Source organism: Micromonospora sp. NPDC126480 (assembly GCF_040302465.1).
In the GTDB taxonomy this organism is placed as follows: domain Bacteria; phylum Actinomycetota; class Actinomycetes; order Mycobacteriales; family Micromonosporaceae; genus Micromonospora.
On record NZ_JBEORU010000038.1, the window covers coordinates 1 to 19,349 of the forward strand.

Annotated in this window: 21 protein-coding genes and 1 tRNA gene; 13 read left to right on the forward strand and 9 right to left on the reverse strand. The window is 73.2% G+C overall.

Annotated features, from left to right (window positions below):
* The first annotated feature begins 98 nt into the window (after window positions 1–98).
* Together ABTW87_RS26870 and ABTW87_RS26875 are read left to right on the forward strand one after the other, a co-directional pair.
* Window positions 99–299, forward strand: a complete 201-nt coding sequence (locus ABTW87_RS26870) for an excisionase family DNA-binding protein (RefSeq protein WP_350653872.1) — start codon at window positions 99–101, stop codon at window positions 297–299.
* Window positions 299–1,519, forward strand: a complete 1,221-nt coding sequence (locus ABTW87_RS26875; RefSeq protein ID WP_350653873.1) for a tyrosine-type recombinase/integrase — start codon at window positions 299–301, stop codon at window positions 1,517–1,519. Before ABTW87_RS26870 ends, ABTW87_RS26875 begins: the two co-directional genes overlap by 1 nt.
* A gap of 21 nt (window positions 1,520–1,540) precedes the next feature.
* On the opposite strand, the gene ABTW87_RS26880 is transcribed toward ABTW87_RS26875, so the two are convergent.
* The 3 genes from ABTW87_RS26880 to ABTW87_RS26890 all read right to left on the reverse strand — a co-directional run bounded on the left by ABTW87_RS26880 (window position 1,541) and on the right by ABTW87_RS26890 (window position 3,567).
* Window positions 1,541–2,704 (reverse strand): hypothetical protein, encoded by a 1,164-nt coding sequence (locus ABTW87_RS26880; RefSeq protein ID WP_350653874.1) that lies wholly within the window; start codon window positions 2,702–2,704, stop codon window positions 1,541–1,543.
* A gap of 183 nt (window positions 2,705–2,887) precedes the next feature.
* A tRNA-Val gene (locus ABTW87_RS26885) sits at window positions 2,888–2,959 on the reverse strand.
* Between the two features lie 50 nt (window positions 2,960–3,009).
* Complete coding sequence (locus ABTW87_RS26890) at window positions 3,010–3,567, reverse strand: TIGR02611 family protein (RefSeq protein ID WP_350653931.1); 558 nt, start codon at window positions 3,565–3,567, stop codon at window positions 3,010–3,012.
* Between the two features lie 294 nt (window positions 3,568–3,861).
* On the opposite strand from ABTW87_RS26890, the gene ABTW87_RS26895 reads away from it, so the two are divergent.
* Window positions 3,862–4,293 carry an SsgA family sporulation/cell division regulator gene (locus tag ABTW87_RS26895; RefSeq protein WP_007457244.1) on the forward strand — a complete coding sequence of 144 codons (432 nt, stop codon included), beginning with the start codon at window positions 3,862–3,864 and terminating at the stop codon, window positions 4,291–4,293.
* A gap of 103 nt (window positions 4,294–4,396) precedes the next feature.
* Here the strand turns inward: ABTW87_RS26895 and ABTW87_RS26900 are convergent, their stop codons facing one another.
* On the reverse strand, window positions 4,397–5,173 hold the full coding sequence (locus ABTW87_RS26900) for a RhlG family 3-oxoacyl-ACP reductase (RefSeq protein WP_350653876.1): 777 nt from the start codon (window positions 5,171–5,173) through the stop codon (window positions 4,397–4,399).
* A gap of 231 nt (window positions 5,174–5,404) precedes the next feature.
* Here ABTW87_RS26900 and ABTW87_RS26905 point away from each other — a divergent pair, with 231 nt between their 5' ends.
* The 5 genes from ABTW87_RS26905 (at window position 5,405) to ABTW87_RS26925 (ending at window position 8,337) form a co-directional block, all read left to right on the forward strand.
* Window positions 5,405–6,352: a helix-turn-helix transcriptional regulator gene (locus ABTW87_RS26905; RefSeq protein WP_350653877.1), complete on the forward strand. Its 948-nt coding sequence runs from the start codon at window positions 5,405–5,407 to the stop codon at window positions 6,350–6,352.
* Between the two features lie 7 nt (window positions 6,353–6,359).
* On the forward strand, window positions 6,360–6,815 hold the full coding sequence (locus ABTW87_RS26910; protein WP_350653878.1) for an RrF2 family transcriptional regulator: 456 nt from the start codon (window positions 6,360–6,362) through the stop codon (window positions 6,813–6,815).
* A complete protein-coding gene (locus ABTW87_RS26915) occupies window positions 6,815–7,327 on the forward strand; it encodes a GNAT family N-acetyltransferase (protein WP_350653880.1) in 513 nt (170 codons plus the stop codon). The genes ABTW87_RS26910 and ABTW87_RS26915 overlap by 1 nt, the downstream gene beginning before the upstream one ends.
* 102 nt (window positions 7,328–7,429) lie before the next feature.
* Window positions 7,430–7,609: a DUF4236 domain-containing protein gene (locus tag ABTW87_RS26920; protein ID WP_088995195.1), complete on the forward strand. Its 180-nt coding sequence runs from the start codon at window positions 7,430–7,432 to the stop codon at window positions 7,607–7,609.
* A gap of 116 nt (window positions 7,610–7,725) precedes the next feature.
* The gene (locus tag ABTW87_RS26925; protein WP_350653881.1) at window positions 7,726–8,337 is read left to right on the forward strand and encodes a potassium channel family protein; all 612 of its coding nucleotides are present in this window, start codon (window positions 7,726–7,728) and stop codon (window positions 8,335–8,337) included.
* Here the strand turns inward: ABTW87_RS26925 and ABTW87_RS26930 are convergent.
* The gene (locus tag ABTW87_RS26930; RefSeq protein ID WP_350653932.1) at window positions 8,315–9,235 is read right to left on the reverse strand and encodes a hypothetical protein; all 921 of its coding nucleotides are present in this window, start codon (window positions 9,233–9,235) and stop codon (window positions 8,315–8,317) included. The genes ABTW87_RS26925 and ABTW87_RS26930 overlap by 23 nt on opposite strands.
* A gap of 112 nt (window positions 9,236–9,347) precedes the next feature.
* Complete coding sequence (locus tag ABTW87_RS26935; RefSeq protein ID WP_350653883.1) at window positions 9,348–9,875, reverse strand: VOC family protein; 528 nt, start codon at window positions 9,873–9,875, stop codon at window positions 9,348–9,350.
* 50 nt (window positions 9,876–9,925) lie between these two features.
* Between ABTW87_RS26935 and ABTW87_RS26940 the strand changes: the two genes are divergently transcribed.
* Entirely contained in the window at window positions 9,926–10,387 is a 462-nt protein-coding gene (locus ABTW87_RS26940) for a MarR family winged helix-turn-helix transcriptional regulator (RefSeq protein WP_350653933.1), read from the forward strand.
* A gap of 47 nt (window positions 10,388–10,434) precedes the next feature.
* Entirely contained in the window at window positions 10,435–12,330 is a 1,896-nt protein-coding gene (locus ABTW87_RS26945; RefSeq protein ID WP_350653884.1) for a fibronectin type III domain-containing protein, read from the forward strand.
* Here ABTW87_RS26945 and ABTW87_RS26950 read toward each other — a convergent pair.
* The gene (locus ABTW87_RS26950; protein ID WP_350653934.1) at window positions 12,327–13,667 is read right to left on the reverse strand and encodes a sensor histidine kinase; all 1,341 of its coding nucleotides are present in this window, start codon (window positions 13,665–13,667) and stop codon (window positions 12,327–12,329) included. The two genes, ABTW87_RS26945 and ABTW87_RS26950, sit on opposite strands and share 4 nt — an antisense overlap.
* A gap of 83 nt (window positions 13,668–13,750) precedes the next feature.
* Window positions 13,751–14,407 carry a response regulator transcription factor gene (locus tag ABTW87_RS26955; protein ID WP_350653885.1) on the reverse strand — a complete coding sequence of 219 codons (657 nt, stop codon included), beginning with the start codon at window positions 14,405–14,407 and terminating at the stop codon, window positions 13,751–13,753.
* 98 nt (window positions 14,408–14,505) lie between these two features.
* Here ABTW87_RS26955 and ABTW87_RS26960 point away from each other — a divergent pair, with 98 nt between their 5' ends.
* Both ABTW87_RS26960 and ABTW87_RS26965 read left to right on the forward strand, forming a co-directional pair.
* Window positions 14,506–15,588 (forward strand): LolA family protein, encoded by a 1,083-nt coding sequence (locus ABTW87_RS26960; protein ID WP_350653887.1) that lies wholly within the window; start codon window positions 14,506–14,508, stop codon window positions 15,586–15,588.
* 207 nt (window positions 15,589–15,795) lie between these two features.
* On the forward strand, window positions 15,796–18,075 hold the full coding sequence (locus ABTW87_RS26965) for a HelD family protein (protein ID WP_350653888.1): 2,280 nt from the start codon (window positions 15,796–15,798) through the stop codon (window positions 18,073–18,075).
* 88 nt (window positions 18,076–18,163) lie between these two features.
* Here the strand turns inward: ABTW87_RS26965 and ABTW87_RS26970 are convergent, their stop codons facing one another.
* A complete protein-coding gene (locus tag ABTW87_RS26970) occupies window positions 18,164–18,571 on the reverse strand; it encodes a hypothetical protein (protein ID WP_350653890.1) in 408 nt (135 codons plus the stop codon).
* Window positions 18,572–18,931: 360 nt separating this feature from the next.
* On the opposite strand from ABTW87_RS26970, the gene ABTW87_RS26975 reads away from it, so the two are divergent.
* Window positions 18,932–19,309, forward strand: coding sequence for a hypothetical protein (locus tag ABTW87_RS26975; protein ID WP_350653891.1), 378 nt, complete (start codon window positions 18,932–18,934; stop codon window positions 19,307–19,309).
* The last annotated feature ends 40 nt before the right edge of the window (window positions 19,310–19,349 follow it).

Consider the following 19,349-nt stretch of genomic DNA (forward strand, 5'->3'; position numbering starts at 1 on the left):
TGGCCATGCACGGCAGCCAGCATGAAAGCCATACCTGCCTCGCCCGCGTCAGCCCGTACGACTACCACCGTCGGGCTCGCTATGAAAGGTAGGGCCGCATGAACCAAGACCTCCGCCCCCGCTGGTACTCCCCCGCCGAGGTCGCCGTCCTGCTCGGCTTCGGCATCTCCAAGGTCAAGATGAAGATCGCCACCGGCGAACTGCGCTCCATCAAGGACGGCAAGTACCGCCGCATCCTCCCCGAATGGGTCGACGACTACATCCGCGAGCAGGTCGAACGCCAGGAGGCTGCTGCCTGATGCCCGCACGCGCACGAGCCAACGGCGAAGGCTCCATATTCCCCTACCGCAACGGCTACGCCGCCTACGTCTGGGTCACCAAACCCGACGGCAAACGCACCCGCAAGTACGTCTACGGAAAGACCCGCGAGGCCGTCCACGACAAGTGGATCAAGTTGCACCAGCAGGCGAAGCAGGGGCCTGTGGCGACGAGCGTCCCCACGGTCGGCAGCTTCCTCACCTGGTGGTTGGCCGAGATCATCCAGCCGAACCGGGCACCGTTGACCTACGCCACCTACGAGACGTTCGTCCGCCGCTACATCGCCCCCGGCCTCGGAGCCAAGCGGCTCGACCGGCTTCAGTCCCGAGACGTGCAGACCTGGATCAACCAGGTGGCCCGGACCTGCCAGTGCTGCGTCCAGGGCAAGGACGCCGCACCCCCGAGAGACAAGCGGCGCTGCTGCGCCATCGGCCGGTGCTGCCAGGCCGTCCTGTCGGCCCGAACGATTAGCGACATCCGAGCTGCGCTGCGAGCCGCCCTCACCCACGCCCAGGCCGAAGACCTCATCGCCAAGAACCCCGCCGTGCCGGTCACCCTGGCCACGGTCCGTCGCCGCCGGGGCAAGTCGTGGTCGAGCGACGAGGCCCGTAGGTTCCTGGAGTCCGCCCGCGCCGACGAGGACCCGCTCTACGCCGCCTACGCCCTGGTCCTCGTCACCGGCCTACGCAAGGGCGAAGCGCTCGGCCTTACCTGGGCAGACGTCGACCTCGACACCGGAGAGCTGACCATCGGCCGCCAACTGCAACGCGTACGCGGGCAGCTCCTCCACCGCGACACCAAGACCCAGGCGTCCGACGCCACCCTCCCCCTACCCGACATCTGCCTGACGGCGCTCAAGCTCAGAAGCGAACAACGCGACGAGGCACGAGCAGCCGCCGGAAAGGCGTGGCGCGAGAACGGCCTGGTATTCACCACCCGCTATGGGACACCCATCGAGCCGCGCAACTTCCAACGCTCCTGGCAGGCGAGATGCGAGAGAGCGGGCGTCACGCCGATCACCGTCCACGACGCAAGAAGGACCTGCGCCACGCTCCTGGCCGACCTGGACGTCCACCCGCGAGTCGCCATGCGGGTCCTCCGGCACGCCCGGTTCTCCGTGACGATGGAGATCTACACGCAGGTCTCGTCCAAGGCGACGCGCGAAGCGCTCAAGCGCCTCGGGGATGTCCTCGACGGGTGATGCTGCAACCGTTCGCTACGGTCAGGTCGCGCTGCGAGGCTGTCCAGCACACCAGGCCGCGAGAGCTTCCTCTGTATTGGGGAGATTGCACTCTCCAATGGCTCGCGGCATCATCGGTCCCTGCCTCAGCAGGCGGGCATCAATGACGACGCGAACGACCTCCTGCTGCAGAGGTGAGAGATCATCGAATGCAGCGCCGTCCGGAAGCGGACCGTCGGGAAAGGCCAAGCCGAGCAGTAACCGCAGCGCCAGGAAGTCATGACGGTGCGGGTCTGGAACCCGCATCCGCTCCAGCAGCAGTCCAGCGAGCGGTGGCACCGAGTTCGCGGTGAGACCGCCGAGGGCCGAGGCGACGGCATTGACCAGTACGCCAGCCTGTGACTCCCAATCCTCAACCGGGTCCATCAGGCAGTCGGCAAGTTCGGCCAGAAGCGCCGTGTCGGGTGCCGGGAGGAGCCGCACCAAGCCGATCAGCGCCGCCCGGTGAAGAAGCCGGTCAGCGTTGCCACGCCATTGGCGTACCGCATCCACGATGGCACCGTCGGAGGGTTGACCGGCGAGTCCCGCCGCGATGCACATCTCCGCAGCTACAGCCGGGTCCGTCTCTACTGAGAGCCGTTGGGCCAGGACGGGTGACATGGTTGCCCACTCCTGCGGGAAGGCGGCGAGCAGATGCGCCATCCCGAGTCGGAGGCCCGGGTCGGGATTCTGCAGGACCTGCAGGTACGTGGGGACACCGGCCCGCACTGCCGCATACGCCGCGGCATGGCCGGCAGCGGTTACCGGGCGTTGGTATCCGCCATGCCTGCGCCACTCCGGCGACCTGGACAACCACCAGTCCGAGCGCTGCGATGCGAGCTCGCCCAGAGTCGGAACGTCCGACGCCGGCCTCGGTGACTCGTACAGCTCGACGCAATCGAGAATCATCCGCAGGAGGCGGTAGGCCACCAGCCGATCCGGTGCCTCCTGATCGGCAAGCAGATCGATCAGATACGGCGCTGCGGCGGCGGCCGGCTCCTCCACCAAGCCCTGGTCCTGAAGATGGTCCTCGAGCTGCTCCTCCGCCTCGGCTCGCGCCGCCGAGTCCTGAGATCGAAGTGTCTGCAACAGCGTCGGTACATCCGAGGCCGGTCCGTACGGGCCTTGCAGCGATTCCCAGTCGACGGCGCGCAGGTAGTCATCCACGGCCGGCAAAGTAGCATCGCGGACCGGCCGCCGGGCTGCTCGATCCCCGCCCCGCCATAACTACCCGCGTCGCCCGCGACCGGTTGGGGGCGTCACTCTCCCTGCTGGCCGTTGCTGTACTTCGCGGCTGTACGGGCAGCAAAAAGGCCACCCCCATCGATGGGAAGTGGCCTTCTACCTGCGTGGGCGATACTGGGATCGAACCAGTGACCTCTTCGGTGTGAACGAAGCGCTCTCCCGCTGAGCTAATCGCCCTCAGCGCCGACGACTCTACCTGATCGCCAGCCCCGACCAAAAACCGGGCCTCAGTGCGTCGCGAGGTAGTGCAGCGCCCGGGCCACCACGTCGATCCCGAGGCTGTACTTGAGCGACAGCCACACCACGGTCGCCACGAACACGAGACCGACCGAGCCGAGCACGAACCGCACCCCGAGCGACTGGCGTTTGATCCACTCCGTCCAGCCGTGCACGTGCCGTCGGGTGAACGCGAGCAGCCGCCGGGCCCAGTGGAACTCGACGGCCCAGATGCCGAGGCCGGCGATCACCAGCAGCCACCCGGGCCCGGGCAGCGGGATCAGCGCGACGCCGAGGGTCACCACGAGAGCGCCGGCGATCGCGACGAAGATCTTGAGGGCCACGCGGCCGGTGGGGTTGGCCCGGATGAGCGCGAGGGTGGTGGAGATCCGCTGCCGCCAGCGCGGCCGTTCCCGTCGGGCGGCCAGCGCCGTGCCACCGCCCGGCGCGCGCTCGCCGCGCGCCGGCCGTCCGGGCCTGTCCCGCTGCTCGTTCGGCACCCCGTACCCCCGCTGTTCGGCTGCCCTGACCGCGATGATCGGCGGGCCGGGCGGCGTGACCGGATCCACTGAGGATCGCTTCGTCACCATTTCCACCCCCAGTGTGGCGCGCGCCCGTCACTGCAACCGTCGACTGGACGTTACCGGAGTAAGTCGACGACTGAACCACCCGATGCCGGGCGGCACCGCGGACTGGGTAGAACCGGAAATCCTACAAGAATCTTCACGTTCTCGAAGGCCTTCCGATGTCCTTCCCACCACTGGGTGAAGTCAGCGTATGGCGGAGCGTAGCTAGGAGCAGCACCTGAGTATGGGAAAAGCGGGACACGCGCGTTCCGCAGCGGTGCCGGGGGGAGAACGTCCATGAGTGTCATCCGACCGACGACCGTAGAGGTCGAGACGTCGCTAAGGCTCGTCGCACCTGACGCCACGGCCTTGCCGGTGCGTGCCAGTCTGCGATACGACCCTGCTGACCCGTATGCGGTCCATGTCCTGTTCCACGCGGAATCGGCCGGCGGCGAGGCCGTCAGCTGGTCGTTCGCGCGGGAACTGCTGGTGACCGGCCTCGATGAGCCGGCCGGCATCGGCGACGTGCGGGTCTGGCCCTGGGCCACCCCGCGCGGGGACTTCGTCGCCCTGGCGCTGTCGTCCCCGGACGGCAACGCCCTGTTCGAGGTGCCGCGGAGCGTCCTGGTGCGCTTCCTGCGGCGGACCTACGTCGTCGTCCCGCGCGGCCGCGAGGCCGAGCACCTGGACGTCGACACGGCGGTGAACCGGCTGCTCGCCGGTCGCTGACAAACCAGAAGAACCGGCCAGACGGGGCCGCGCGGATCTGCCGAGTCCGCGCGGCTCCGGCTACCCGGGGAGTACGCGGGCAGCCTCCCGCCGCCGGCGGTGCTCAGCCGCGGGTGGTGATGCCCCCGTCGACCGGGATCACCGCGCCGGTCAGGTAGGCGCCGGCAGGCGAGGACAGGTAGATCGCCGTGCCGGCCATGTCCTCCGGCCGGCCGATCCGCCCGAGCGGCACCTGCTTCTCGATGGCGGCCCGGGACGACGGGTCGTCCAGCGCGAACGCCATCATCTTGCTCTCGAACGGGCCGGGCGCGATCGCGTTGACGGTGATGTGCTCGCCGGCGAGCTGGTGGGCGAGGCTGCGGGTCAGCATGTGCACGGCCGCCTTCGTGGCGGAGTACGCGTACACCTCCATCCACGGCACGCGGATGCCGTCGATCGAGCCGATGTTGATCACGCGGGCGGGGTCGTCGGCGCTGGCCGCCGCGCGCAGCGTGGGCAGCAGCGCGGTGGTGAGCCGGAAGACGGCCTTGACGTTGACCGCCCAGAGCTTGTCGAACGCGCTCTCCGGGTACTCCTCGAGCGGTGCTCCCCAGGTGGCGCCCGCGTTGTTGACCAGCACGTCGAGCCGGTCGTACCGCTCCCGGATCGCGGCGGCGAGGCCCTCGGCCCCGGCGTCGGTGCTCAGGTCGGCGGGGATCGCCTCGCAGTGCCCGTGCGCGGACAGCTCCTTGGCGACCGCCTCGCAGACGTCCGCCTTGCGGGAGGACACGATCACCTGCGCGCCGGCCCGTACGAAGCCCTCGGCGATCATCAGGCCGATCCCTCGGGAACCGCCGGTGACCAGGACCTTCTTGCCGTCGACCGAGAACAGATCCGTCATCGCCCATCCCCTCGCCAGTTGACCCCTACCGTCCGGTAACGTATCCGCCCCCACGGCCCCCCACAACCCCGCCCACCCTGCCGCGAGGGCGCAGTTTCGGAGAAGTTGTCCCCATCCGCGCGCTGGAGGGCACTCTTTCGCCGAAACTGCTCGGGTCGCCGAGCGCGGGCAGGGCGGACACGGAGCGTGGTGGGATGCGGTGATCGTGGCCCCGGGCTACCGTCGCAGGTGATGGTTTCTCCTGCTCAGCCCTCCCCCGGCGCGTTCCGCGCCCCGGCCGAGATCGAGACACTCGGCCTCGGTGACCTCGTGGCCGATCCGACGTGGCGGCGTCCGATCCTGCTCGACCGGGACCTGCTGGTCCTGGTCACCAGCGGCCACGGCAGCGCGGAGCTGGACTTCCGCGTCCTGCCCTGCCGGCCGGGCACGCTGCTGCGGGTCACCACCGGCCAGGTGCTCCGGTGCGCGCTGCCCGACCTGGACGCGACCGTGGTGCGCTGGGCCCCGGAGGCGCTGCGCGGGTTCGACGTCGATCCGGACGCCGTCCCGCCCTGGCTCCAGCTCGCCGGCGAGGACGAGGACGCGATCATCAGCGAGGTGAGTCAGCTCGCGGTGGACTGCGAACGGCACCGTGGCGTACCCGCCGCGGCCGGCCTGCTCCGCCACCAGCTGGCCGTGCTGTTGCTGCGCCTGACCCTGCTGCCGGACGCGGTGCCGCCGGTGCCGCGCGCCGAGATGATCACCTTCCAGCGGCTCTGCCGCGAAGTGGAACGCGGCTACCAGCACACCCGTCGGGTGGAGGACTACGCCGCCCGGCTCGGCTGCTCGGTCCGTACCCTGACCCGGGCCTGCCTGGCGGTCACCGGGCGCAGCGCCAAGCAGGTGGTGGACGACCGGGTCGCGTTGCAGGCCCGCCGGCTGCTGGCGGCGACGGACGAGCCGGTCGCCCGGATCGGCCGGGACCTCGGCTTCTCCGAGCCGACCAACTTCGGGCGGTTCTTCACCCGGGAGGTCGGGGTCAGCCCCGGTGCGTTCCGCGCCGCCCGGGACCGTCCCACCGGCACCGACGCACCCGGCGGCCCGGTGGCGGCGCCGGCCACCCCGGCCCTCGGGGTGACCCCCCGCGTGGTACGCCCGCGTCGACCTGCCGACGCGGCCGGTGACCGTCGACGGGCATGATGGGCTGGTGCAGATCTCGGCGCGCGGTGACTACGCGGTGCGGGCGGCGTTGAGCCTGGCCGCGGCGTACCCCCGGTTGCTCTCCACCCAGGCCATCGCCGCGGAGCAGGAGATGCCCCGCAAGTTCCTCGAGGCGGTCCTGGCCGACCTGCGCCGGGCCGGCGTGGTCCGGGCGCAGCGCGGCGCCGAGGGTGGCTACACACTGGCCCGGCCGCCGCGCGAGGTGACGGTCGGCGCGGTGCTGCGAGCGGTGGAGGGCCCGCTCGCCGGGGTACGCGGCATGCGGCCTGAGGAGACCCGGTACGACGGCGCGGCGGCGAACCTGCCCGGGCTGTGGGTGGCCGTGCGGGCCGCCGTGCGGCGGGTGGTCGACGAGGTGAGCCTGGCCGAGCTAATCAGTGGCCGGCTTCCCGCGCACGTGCGGAAACTGACCGCCCTGCCCGACGCCTGGGAGCCACGCTGATGCCCACCCCCGTCCTGCGCACCGACCGGTTGCTGCTGGAGCCGTACCGTCCGGACGACGCCGAGGACTTCGTCGCCCTGTTCGCCGACCCGGAGGTGGGCCGGTTCATGGGTGACGGTCCACTGTCGGCAGACGAGGCGGGCGCCCTGTTCGGCCGGGTGTTCACGAAGGTCTACGCGGAGGACCTGTTCGACGTGTGGGCGGTGCGGCACGACGGCCGGTACGTCGGGCACGCCGAGATCAAGCGCACCGACCAGGTCGACGGCTACGAGATCGTGTACGCGCTGGCGAAACCCGCCTGGGGTGGTGGCCTCGGCACCGAGTTGGCCCGGGCGCTGGTCCGGTACGGCTTCGACACCCTCGGCCTGCCGGTGGTGTACGCGACGGTCGCCGACGCGAACCGGGCGAGCCTCGCGCTGCTGGCCAAGCTCGGCTTCGTCCACGAGCGCGACATCGCCGAGGAGGACGGCACGACCACCCGCGTCCTCGCCGTGCCGGCTGCCACGGCCTGACCGGCGGTCCACACCGGATCGGCACCGGGTTTCGCGAAAAGACGCTCCGGGCATGTTCGGGTTCGACACGGCAGGGAAAGGGACACCGAAGGGAGCCCGGCGATGGGTCTCATGTTCCGCAAGCGCAAGAAGTACGGCCCGATCATCCTGAACTTCACCGAGAACGGCTTCTCCTCCTGGAGCATCAAGATCGGCCGCTGGTCGTGGAACTCCCGGGCGAAGGCTCACCGCGTCGACCTGCCCGGCCCGCTGTCCTGGAAGCAGGACAAGTCCCGCACGTGAAAGGAAGGGCCCCCTATTAACGCCTGCGGTAGAGGAAGGGCCCCTTCTTAACACCCCGAACACCGCGCACCGCCAACCACCGCGCCCGCTCCCGCGTTCGGTTCCCGGAACCGGCCGTGGGAGCGGGCGTCGCGGTGAAGAATCTCGGCATGGCCCGGCGCTGGCGACGCGAGACCCGACACGCGTTGCTGGCCTGCCTGCTCCTGCTGGTGACGTACTTCGTCATCCCGGTGAAGTCCGACCCGGACACCACCCGGCTGGTGGCGCGCAGCGCGGTCACCGTACTGCTGGTGGCGGCGGTGGCCTGGCTGGTTACCAGGCAGGTACGGCGGGAGTTCGTCGCGGACAGCACCGGGGCCGAGCCGGAGGTACGGTCGCTGGCGCGGCTCGCCGTCGGCCTGGTCGGGGGCCTGCTCGCCTTCGCGCTCGCCGACTACGTCATCTCCCGCACTCCGGGGCAGTTCGCCAACCTGGAGACCCGGATCGACGCGCTCTACTTCGCCCTGAGCACCCTCACCACCATCGGTTTCGGAGACGTGCACGCCCGGGGACAGGTCGCGCGGGCTGCCGTCTGCGTGCAGATGGTCTTCAGCATCGGGGTGCTCGCGACCGGGGTGTCGGTCCTGGTCCGGCGGCTGCTGCCGGGCCGGCCCCCGGGCCCGCCACCGGCCGGTCCACCGTCGCCGACGATGACGCCCCGTGGGCCTACCGGCCCGCCACCGAGATGACGACGTCCCCGCCGAGCCGGCCGTGGTCCGGGTCACGGGTGACCGCGCCGGAGTGCAGCAGCCCGGTGAGCGCCCGCTGCACGTCCGCCGACCGGTACACGGTCGCGGTCAACGCGTGCCGGCGCAGCTCGGTGACCGTACGCGGCCCGGAGCGGGCCAGCTCGGCGAGGAGTTCGCGGCGCAGCGGCCCCGGTTCCGGGTCGAGCGCGATGTCGAGCGGCCGCCCGGCCGGGTCGGCGGGGTCGCGGTAGCGGACGCCGGCGTACTCGTCCACCGCCCACAGCACGTCCTTGAACGCCTCCAGGCTGCGGTCGTGGCCGGTGCCGAACGCGAGCCGCCGCCCCGGCGACCCGTCGACCGGTACCAGGTCGACCTCGGCCGCGAGCGGGAACCCCGCGGCGGCGAGCGCCACCCGGGGCGGAGTGTCGGTCGCGGTGCCGTCGGTCGGCCCGGAGTCGGTGACGAGGAGGATCTCGGCGGGGCGGCCGGACGCGGCGGCGGCGAGCACGGCCGGGTCGACCGGGCCGGCGTCGTCCAGGTACGACAGAAGTGGCGCGCCGGTGGCGCCGGCCGCCTTCAGCGCGACGGGCAGCCGGGCCGGCCCGCCGGGCACCAGGTGCACGGCGACCTCGGCCGGCAGCGTCGCCTCGACCGCGCCGAGCCGGGCCGGCAGTTCCTCGGTGCCGCCGGCGAGCACCAGCACGGTGACCTGCCGGCCGCGCAGGCGGTCGGCGTACTCGGCGACCACGCCGAGGACCGCTTCGGCGGACTCGGCGGCGACGGCGGCGGCACCCGCCCCGTAGGCGAGCGCCACGACGCTGCGCCGCCCCCGCCCGACCGCCCGCGGCACCCAGACCTCCAGATGCCGGACGAGCACCTCCCGCACAACCCCGTCCATCACGCCCTAGGTTCTACCGCAACTCGGCGATCATGGAGTTGTGGTGGTTGACAAACATGGTCGGAAGAGGGCTTACCGGGCACCACAAGTCCATGATCGACGGCCCGGCGCCTTACGGCAGCGCCGGGACGCTCACGCCCAGGCCGCCGCGGGTCTGCCCGCCGTAGCGGCGGCGCTCGGCGTCCAGGTCGAGGCGGCCGATCCGCTTACGGGCGGCGAGGGCGTCGTCGTCGAGGCGGTCGGCGGGGACCAGCCAGACGATCTCGAACTCCAACCCGTCCGGATCCCGGCCGTAGAGGCTCTTGGTGGTGCCGTGGTCGGAGCTGCCGGCCAGCGCACCGGCGGCGGCGAGCCGCTGCGCGGTGGCGGCCAGCTCGTCGAGGGTGTCGACCTCCCAGGCCAGGTGGTAGAGGCCGACGGTGCTCCGCCCCGCGGCGGAGCGGGCGGCCCCGGCGCCGATCTCGAACAGGCCGAGGTCGTGGTCGTTGGTGGAGTCGGGCGCCTGGAGGAAGGCGGCGCCCCGGAAACCGTCCGGGGTCATCGGCACCCGGCGGAAGCCCAGCACGTCGCGGTAGAAGGCGACGCTGCGCCCCAGGTCACTGACGTACAGGACGGCGTGGTTGAGGCGATGGATTCCCATGCCCTAGACGGTAGCGCGATTTAGTTGAGCGTTCAACTATCGGGGCTATGATGGCCGTCATGACCCGTTGGCTGGACCCCGACGAGCAGCGCACCTGGCGGGCGTTCCTCACCGCGACCCGGGCGCTGATGGACACGCTCGACCGTGAGCTGCAGCGCGACGCCGGGATGCCGCACGCGTACTACGAGATCCTGGTCCGGCTCTCCGAGGCGCCGCAGCGGCGGCTGCGGATGAGCGACCTGGCCGATGCCACCGGGTCGTCCCGCAGCCGGCTCTCGCACGCCATCGCCCGTTTGGAGGCCGCCGGGTGGGTCCGCCGCGAGGAGTGCCCGACGGACCGGCGCGGGCAACTCGCGCTCCTCACCGGGGAGGGCTTCGCGACCCTGGCGGCCGCCGCGCCCGGCCACGTCGAGGGGGTACGCCGTCACCTGTTCGACGCCCTCAGCCCGGCGCAGGTCGACCAGCTCCGCCGGATCAGCGAGACCCTGGTCGACCATCTACGCGAAACCTGACCGGCGCGGGACTTGTACTTACCGTCGCCGGATGAGCACGATGGGGCGTGCCCGGCTTCGGTGACCTGACTGACCACGCGCATCACCTGGTGTCCACCGGCGACCTCGCCGGCGCCCAGCGGCTCCTCGCCGACGCGCTGACCGATGCCGACCCGCGTCCCGCCAACGCCACCCCCGAGCTGGCCGAGGCGGCGAGCCTGCAGGCGCGGGTGCTGGTGGCGCTCGGCGATCCGCAGGCCGCCCGGGGCTGGGCCGCCTACGCGTACGCGGCCACCACGCACCTGCACGGCCGCTCCGACGAGCGCACCGTCGCGGCGGCCGCCACCCTGGCCGCGGTGCTGCACCGGGTCGGCAGCTGGTCCCGCGCGGCCCGGCTCTACCAGGAGGTCATCATCGAGCTGACCGCCCTGGACGGTCCCGAGTCGCTGCGTGTCCTCGCCGCGCACGCCGATCTGGCCACCGTGGAGTACGCGCGCGGCCAGTGCCGGGTGGCCCGTGACCGGCTCGCCGACGCGTGGGAGCTGCACCGCGAGGTGTACGGCGACGGGCACCCCAGTGGCATCAAGATGCTCGCCCGGCTCGGGGCGATGCAGCGCGACTGCGGCCGGTTCGGCGAGGCCCACGAGAACCTGGGGCTGGCCGAGGAGCTGTGCCGCCAGCACCTGTCCCCGGACGACCCGCTCACCGGGCAGGTGGCCGCGCTCGCCCGGGCGGCGGCCGATCCCGACCACCTCTGCGCCGACATCGCGCCGGTCGGGCGCGACACGCCGATCGTGCCGACCGCGCGTACGCCCCCGCCCGGCGACGCACCGGCGCCCCCGGCACACCACCCGTCGCAGCCCGGCTACCGCCCCGCCGGCCCGTACGCCGCCACCGACCGGGACCTGGACGGGCCCGAGGTCGAGGAGCACCCGGCGACCGGGTACGCGCCGCCGCCCTCGGTTCCGACGCCCCGCCAGCCGGTGGACGGCACGGCGCCGCCGGAGGACGACCGGCCACCCGCGGACGGCGACGCGGGCCGGTGGCCGCCGGCCACGGACGGCGCCGCCGGGCAGTGGCCGCCGCCCGCGCAAGGCACGGCAGCCGACGATCCGTGGGCGCCGGAGCGCAACGCCGCCGAGCCGACCGACCCGTGGCCCTCGGAGCGCGGCGCCGCCGAGCCGACCGACCCGTGGCCCTCGGAGCGCGGCGCCGCCGAGCCGACCGACCGGTGGGCTTCGGACCACGGCGCCGCCGAGCCGGCCGACCGGTGGCGGACCGGGCCGGACACCGAGTGGCCTCCGGAAGACGAGCCGTGGCGACCCGCGCCGGCGACCGGTGAACACGGTCCGGCCGTACCCCCGTCGGTGGTTCCCCTCGCCGGCGACGAGGAGGCCGACGGCGTCCGCCGGGTCCGCCACCACGCCGCGTCCGGCGAGCCGGCGTACGACCCGTCCCGGCTGCTGCCCGTGCCGGTGCACCGCGCCCCCGAACCGCCGCGCAACCGGCTGCTGCCGCTGGTCGTGGGTGGCGTGGCGGTGGTGCTGCTCGGCACGGTAGCGGTGATCGCCGGTGTTTCCCGGTTCGACAACGCACCGCCGGTGGCGACCGGCACGTCCGGGCCGGCCACCGGCACCCCGGCCGCGACGGGCGGCGCGTCCGCCACCCCCACCGCTGGGGCGTCCGCCGCCCCCGGCACCCCGCCCGGCGACGTCAGCCTGCGGGACAACCGGGACAGCGTCACGCTGCGCTGGACGTACCCGTCGGGCAGCGAGGGGCCGGTGGTGATCTCCGGCGGGCGGGCCGGCCAGCCGCAGACGGCCTTCGCGAACCTGCCCGCCGGCACCACCGACTTCGTCGTGTACGGCCTCAACCGCAGCACCGACTACTGCTTCACGGTGGCGGTGGTCTGGTCGACCGAGTCGATCGCCCGGTCGGCGGAGGTCTGCACCGACCGCGGCTAGGCCGCCTCGGCGTCCTCGGGCAGGGCCGGCAGCAGCACCCGTACCCGCAGCCCCGGCGGTGGGTCCGCGTCGTCGAGCTCCACCCGACCGCCGGCCCGCCGCACCAACTCGCGCACGATGGCCAGGCCCAGGCCGGCCCCGCCGGCGTCCCGGTCGCGCGCCGGGTCGAGCCGGGTGAACCGGCCGAACACCCGCTCCCGGTCCTCCGCCGGGATGCCGGGCCCGTCGTCGGTCACCGTCACCCGGTGGTACGCGGACCCGTCCGGCTCGGCGGCGACGACCACCCGGTTTCGCGCGTGCCGCACGGCGTTGTCGACCAGGTTGGTCAGCACCCGGCGCAGCTCGTCGGCGTCGCCGACGGTCCACAGCGGCGCGGCCGGGGGCGCCACGACGACGGTCCGCGCCGGGTGCCGGGCGGCCACCTCGGCGACCAGCGCGCCCAGTTCGACCGGCCCGGTGGCCCGTGCGGGTGGCGCCTCGTCGAGCCGGGCGAGCAGCAGCAGGTCGTCCACGAGCCGGCCGAGCCGCTCGGTGTCGGCGAGGAGGTTCGCCGACACGACCGGCCAGTCGGTGCGGTCCGCCAGCCGCTGCGCGACCTCCAGCTCGGTACGCATGTTCGTCAGCGGGCTGCGCAGCTCGTGTGCGGCGTCGGCGACGAAGGCGCGTTCCCGGTCCCGGCTGGCGCGCAGCCGGTCCAGCATCCCGTTGAGCGTGACCGCCAGCCGGTGGATCTCGTCCTGCGACTCCGGCACCGGCAGCCGCCCGCCGCCGTCCCGGCCGGTGATCTCCTCGGCGCCCCGCCGCAGCGCCTCGACCGGGCGCAGCGTCGCGCCGACCACCCGCCAGGCCACGGCGGCGAGCAACGCGACCAGCAGCGGGAAGCTGACCAGCAGGATGGTCCGGACGACGTGGGTGCTGTGCCGCACGTCGGCCAGTGACCGGGCGACCAGCACGGTGAGCGGTTCGGCGGCGCTGCCGGCCGGCACCGCCACGACCCGGACCGGCCCGGCCAGCCCCACCCGCTCCCCCGGCACGGTGAGCTGCTGCCGGGTGCCGGCGTCGAGCCGTCCGGGCCGGACCATCGGCACGAGGCGGTCGGCGTCGATCGAGGCGGCCCGCACCCGCCCCTGCGCGTCGACCACCTGGACGCGGGTCTGCCCGCCGGCCACCGGCAGCGGGTCGGGCAGCGCGTCCTCGGCGGCGAGCAGCGCCACCGCGTCGGCGGTGCGGAACGCCTCGGTGTCGACGGTGCGGTGCAGCGACCAGGTGAGCACGGCGAGCAGCACCAGCCCACCGACGGCCAGGCCCACCGACATTCCCGAGACGCCGATCAGCATGAGCCGGCCGCGCAGCCCGAGCACCCGTGTTAACCGGGGACCCTTCCTATACCGGAGGCGATAAGAAGGGGCCCTTCCTTTCCTCACGTCGTGAGCCGGTAGCCGGCGCCGCGGACGGTCTCCAGCCGCTCCCGGCCGATCTTGCGGCGCAGGTAGCCCACGTACACCTCCACCGCGTTCGGTGCGGTCTCCATGCCCGCGTCCCACACGTGGTCGAGCAGCTCGGTCTTGGAGACCACCTCGCCGGCACGACGCATCAGGTAGGCGAGCAGGGCGTACTCCCGGGCGGTCAGGGCGACCTCGGCGTCGCCCCGGGTGACCCGCCGCCGGGCCGGATCCAGGCGCAGGTCACCCACGGCGAGCACGGCTGGCCGCTCGGGCGCGCCACGCCGCAGCAGGGCGCGCAGCCGGGCCAGCAGCACCACGTACGAGAAGGGCTTGGTGAGGTAGTCGTCGGCGCCGCAGTCCAGCCCGTCGGCCTGGTCGTACTCGCCGTCCTTGGCCGACAGCATGAGCACCGGCAGCCAGCGCCGCTCGGCCCGAAGCCGGCGGACCACCTCGTAGCCGGAGAGGCCGGGCAGCATCACGTCGAGGATCATCGCGTCGTACCCGCCGTGGCGGGCCGCGTCCAGGCCGGCCGGGCCGGTCGGCGCCACGTCGACCGCGAACCCCTCGGCCTGGAGCCCGCGTTGCAGGGCGGACGCCAGCCGCGCCTCGTCCTCCACCACCAGCAGCCGCACGAGGTCAAGGGTGCCACCACCGCGCGAGTGGCGGGACCGCCGTCCTCAGGCCCTTCACAGGGTGCGTCGGTCAAGATGGTCGGCAGGAGGTGTCACCCATGTCCGTCCTGACAAGCCGTCCCGCCCTGCGCTGGCTGGTACCGGCCGTCGCCGTCGTGACCGTCGTCGGCGGTGGCGCCGCGCTCGGCCGGTTCGCCGCCAACGCCGAGCCGAGCCTGCCGCCCCGCTCCGCCGCCCAACTCCTGGTGGACCTGCAGACCGCCCGCCTCGACGGCCTCTCCGGCACCGTCGTGCAGCGCGCCGACCTCGGCCTGCCGCCGATCGCCGGCCTGCTCTCCGGCGACGGTCCGGCCGACCTGCTGACCGGCACCCACACGGTGCGGGTCTGGCACTCCGGCCCGGACAAGCAGCGGATCGCCCTCGTGGACACGCTCGGCGAGCGGGACATCATCCGCAACGGGCGCGACGTGTGGACGTGGAACAGCCGGACCAACACGGCGACCCACCGCACCCTGCCCGCGGACAAGGACGCCGCCGCCCGGCCCGAGGTGCCGGCCACGCCCCAGGACGCCGCCGCGACGGCCCTCGCCGCGATCGACCCGACCACCGAGGTGAGCGTCGGGCGGGCGGCCACAGTGGCCGGGCGCGACGCGTACGAGCTGGTGCTGACGCCGCGCGACGACGCCTCCCTGGTGCATCAGGTCCGGATCGCCATCGACGCGACCGAGCACCTGCCGCTGCGATTCGAGATCTTCGCCGACGGCGGCGACCGCCCGGCGTTCGAGATGGCGTTCACCCAGATCGACTACGCCCGGCCCGACGCCGACCAGTTCGCGTTCAACCCGCCGCCCGGGGTGCGGGTGACCGAGGAGGGGGTCGGCCGGGAGCGGCCGGACGTCCCGCGCGGGCCGGCGGACGGCGAGCGGCCGGACGTGCGTACCGTCGGCGAGGGCTGGACCACGGTGGTGGTGGCGAAGGTCGACGGCGCGCAGCGGCCGTCCGCCGCCACGGACGCGCCCGAGGTGGACGTGCTCGCCAAGCAGTTGCCGGCGGTCTCCGGCGACTGGGGCAGCGGGCGGCTGTTCCGCAGCGACCTGGTCACGGCGCTGCTCACCGACGACGGCCGCCTGATCGCCGGGGCGGTGACCCCGGAGCGGCTCTACGAGGTGGCCCGGGGCTGAGCTCGCTCACTCGTCCGGGGGTCCGCGCGCGGCGCGGGCCCCCGATCGTGTCGGCGCGTGGGAACGCTTTGGGCGCCGGCCCGCCGGGCGGTATCTTTCTCAGTTCGGAGCAACAAAAAAGAACGGCTCGGCGGCCGTTCCGAGAAAGATACTAACCAATTGGGAGACGGCTTGTCAAGGCACTCCGGCGGATCCGATGTTCTGCCCGTGGACGACGACGAGATCGGCCAGGAGCAGGAGTACGTCTCGATGCTCTACCGCCGGCTGGACGAGCTGCGCGAGCAGGCCGCCCGGCGACTCGCCGACGAGCTGCGTACCGGCGGCGGCACCCTCCAGGCCCGCTCCCAGCGCGACAGCGCCGTGCGGATGTACGCCGAGCAGGTGGAGCAGTTCTCCGCGGTGGAGAACGGCCTGTGTTTCGGCCGGCTCGACACCGAGGACGACGCCCGCCACTACATCGGCCGGATCGGCATCTTCGACACCGACGGCGACTACGAGCCGCTGCTGATCGACTGGCGGGCCCCGGCCGCCCGCGCCTTCTACCTGGCCACCGCCGCCAACCCGCAGGGGGTGCGCCGGCGGCGGCACCTGCGGACCCGGCAGCGCAAGGTGGTCGGGCTCAACGACGAGGTCCTCGACCTGGCCGCCGCCTCCCCCACCGCCCACGAGGAGCTGACCGGCGAGGCGGCGCTGCTCGCCGCCCTCACCGCCGGCCGCACCGGCCGGATGCGGGACATCGTCGAGACCATCCAGGCCGAGCAGGACCGGATCATCCGGGCCGACCTGCCGGGGGTGCTGGTGGTACAGGGCGGCCCGGGCACCGGCAAGACCGCGGTGGCGCTGCACCGGGCGGCGTACCTGCTCTACACCCACCGGCGGGAACTCTCCACCCGCGGCGTGCTGCTGGTCGGGCCGAACGCCACCTTCCTGCGCTACATCTCCCAGGTGCTGCCCGCGCTCGCCGAGACCGGTGTGCTGCTGCGCACCCAGGCCGACCTGTTCCCCGGCGTCACCGCCCGGCGCGCCGAGCCGGCCGCGACGGCCGCGCTCAAGGGCCGCGAGGTGATGGTCGACGTGCTCGCCGCCGCCGTCCGCGACCGCCAGCGGGTGCCCGACGAGCCCGTCGAGATCGAGCAGCCCCAGCGGGAGATCCTGGTGCTCGACCCGGAGACCGTCCGCGCGGCCCGGGAGCGCGCCCGCCGCTCCGGCCGCCCGCACAACCTGGCCCGGCCGCTGTTCGACGTCGAGATCGTGCACGCGCTCGCCGCGCAGGTGGCCGAGCGCATCGGCGCCGACCCGCTGGGCGGGGAGAACCTGCTCGACGAGGCCGACGTCGCCGAGATCCGGCGTGAGCTGCGGGAGGACCCGGAGGTACGGGCGGCACTGGACGAGCTGTGGCCGCTGCTCACCCCGCAGCGCCTGCTCGCCGACCTGTACGCCGACCCGGACCGGATCGCCACCGCCGCGCCCATGCTGACCGACGCCGAGCGGGCCCTGCTGCACCGCGAACCGGGTGGCTGGACGCCGGCCGACGTGCCGCTGCTGGACGAGGCGGCCGAGCTGCTCGGCGAGGACGACCGCGCCGCCGAGGCACGCCGGGAACGCCTGCGCGCCCTCCAGCGGGAGTACGCCGAGGGCGTGCTGGAGATCGCCCGTGGCTCCCGGTCGATCGACGTCGAGGACGAGGCGGACGGCGGCGAGATCCTCGGCGTGACCGACCTGCTCGACGCCGACCGCCTCGTGGAGCGGCAGGAGGAGGCCGACCGGCTGACCACGGCGCAGCGGGCCGCCGCCGACCGGAGCTGGGCGTTCGGGCACGTCATCGTCGACGAGGCGCAGGAGTTGTCGCCGATGGCGTGGCGGCTGCTCATGCGTCGCTGCCCGAGCCGGTCGATGACGATCGTCGGGGACGTGGCCCAGACCGGCGCGCTGGCCGGCGCGGGCTCGTGGGCCGACGTGCTGGAGCCGTACGTCGCCCAGCGCTGGCGACTGGAGGAGCTGACGGTCAGCTACCGCACGCCCGCCGAGATCATGGCGGTCGCGGCGGACGTACTGGCGGAGATCGACCCGGCGCTGCGCCCGCCCCGCCCGGTGCGGTCGACCGGCGTACCTCCCGTCGACCGCGCGGTGCCGGCGGAACGGCTCACGGCGGAGCTGGTCGACGTGGCGACGCGCGAGGTGGCCGACCTGACCGACGGCCGCCTCGGCGTGATCGTGCCGGCGGCCCGCATCGACGAGCTGGGCGCCGCCCTGACCGAGGCTCTCCCCGAGGCGGCCGTCGGCGCCGACCCGGACCTGGAGAGCCGCACGGTCGTGCTCACCGTCGCGCAGGCCAAGGGCCTGGAGTTCGACACGGTCCTCCTGGTCGACCCCGAGACCATCACGAGCGAGTCCCCGAGAGGCCGCAACGACCTGTACGTGGCCCTGACCCGCGCCACCCAACGCCTCCAGATCCTCCGCCCGAACGAAGTTGATCAAGAGGTTTAGGGGTGGTTCCGAGATCAACTCACCCGAAAACCTCTTGATCAACAAAGGTGGGGTCCCCGGCCCGGGTGGGCCGGGGGCCGGCGGCGGGTCAGTCGTCGGAGAGGTTGGCCACGTGGACGCCCGGGCCCGACTGGTCGCTTGTGGAGCCCGACGTCGGGGTGCTCAGGCCACCGGTCGTGGCGTCGCCCGTGGTGGTCGGGGCGACCTTGCCGGGATGGCGCTCCGGCTGGCGGGCCACCCGACGCGCGCTGGCCGGGCCGGCCGTGCCGCCGGTCGTCGTGATCGCGCCCTGACCCCTGGTCGGGCCACCGTCCCGCAGCACCTGCGGATCGACGCGGACGTGCGCCGGGTCATCCGGGTCCTCGTCCTGGATGACCCGCTGCACGTCGGTCTGCGGCACGGTCACCTCGTCCAGGACGCCCTCGCCGTACACACCACCGGCGATCCGCTCCTCGGCCCGGCGGGCCGCCTCGTTCCGCGTGTCGTCGGTACGCACGCTGCATCACCTCGCAGACATCGTCGGTAGTCCCGTTGCGTGCCCGACGCCGAGCCACCCAAACCCGCACGACCCGATGTAAGGAAGGGCCCCTTGTTAACGCCTCCGGTAGAGGAAGGGCCCCTTGTTAACACCTGCGGCACCGTCTGGGGGGCATGCCCGGTTTCCCCGGTCGAGGCCGGGCTGGCAGCGGGCCGGGGTTCAGGTGCGCCCCGGTTTTCCGGCCGGAGGCGGCGTTACTGCCCCCGGCCGGTCGGGTAGACGCAGGGTGCCCCCGCCATGTACGCGAACCGTGCCGTGGCCGATACGCGGTAGCGGGGCGAGGGATCGCAGTACTCATCAAATCCTGAGGAGGACCAGATGAGCACGCAGGCTGCATCCACCAGGCCGATGAACCGTCCGCAGACGGACGTGCAGAACCGCGCGGCCATGCAGGAGACACCCACCCGGCCGATGCCGATGATGGGTGACGGCCACCGGCAGCCGGCGCCCGCACCCGGCTCCGAGACCAAGACCTCGTTCCTGACGACCGAGTTCTGGATCTACGCGGCAGGTGTGGCGGCCATCGCCATCGCCGCCTTCTGGCCGGGCACGGCCGCCGACGGGCTGAACCTGAACAACCCGGGCCAGGCGTGGTTCTTCATCACGCTGCTGACCCTGGGCTACCTGGGTAGCCGGGGCCTGGCGAAGGCCGGTAGCAGTCACCGGTCCGGTGAGGAACGCTCCAAGCGCCGGTGACCCCGGCGAAACGGTGCCCTCCGGGACGAGATCCCGGAGG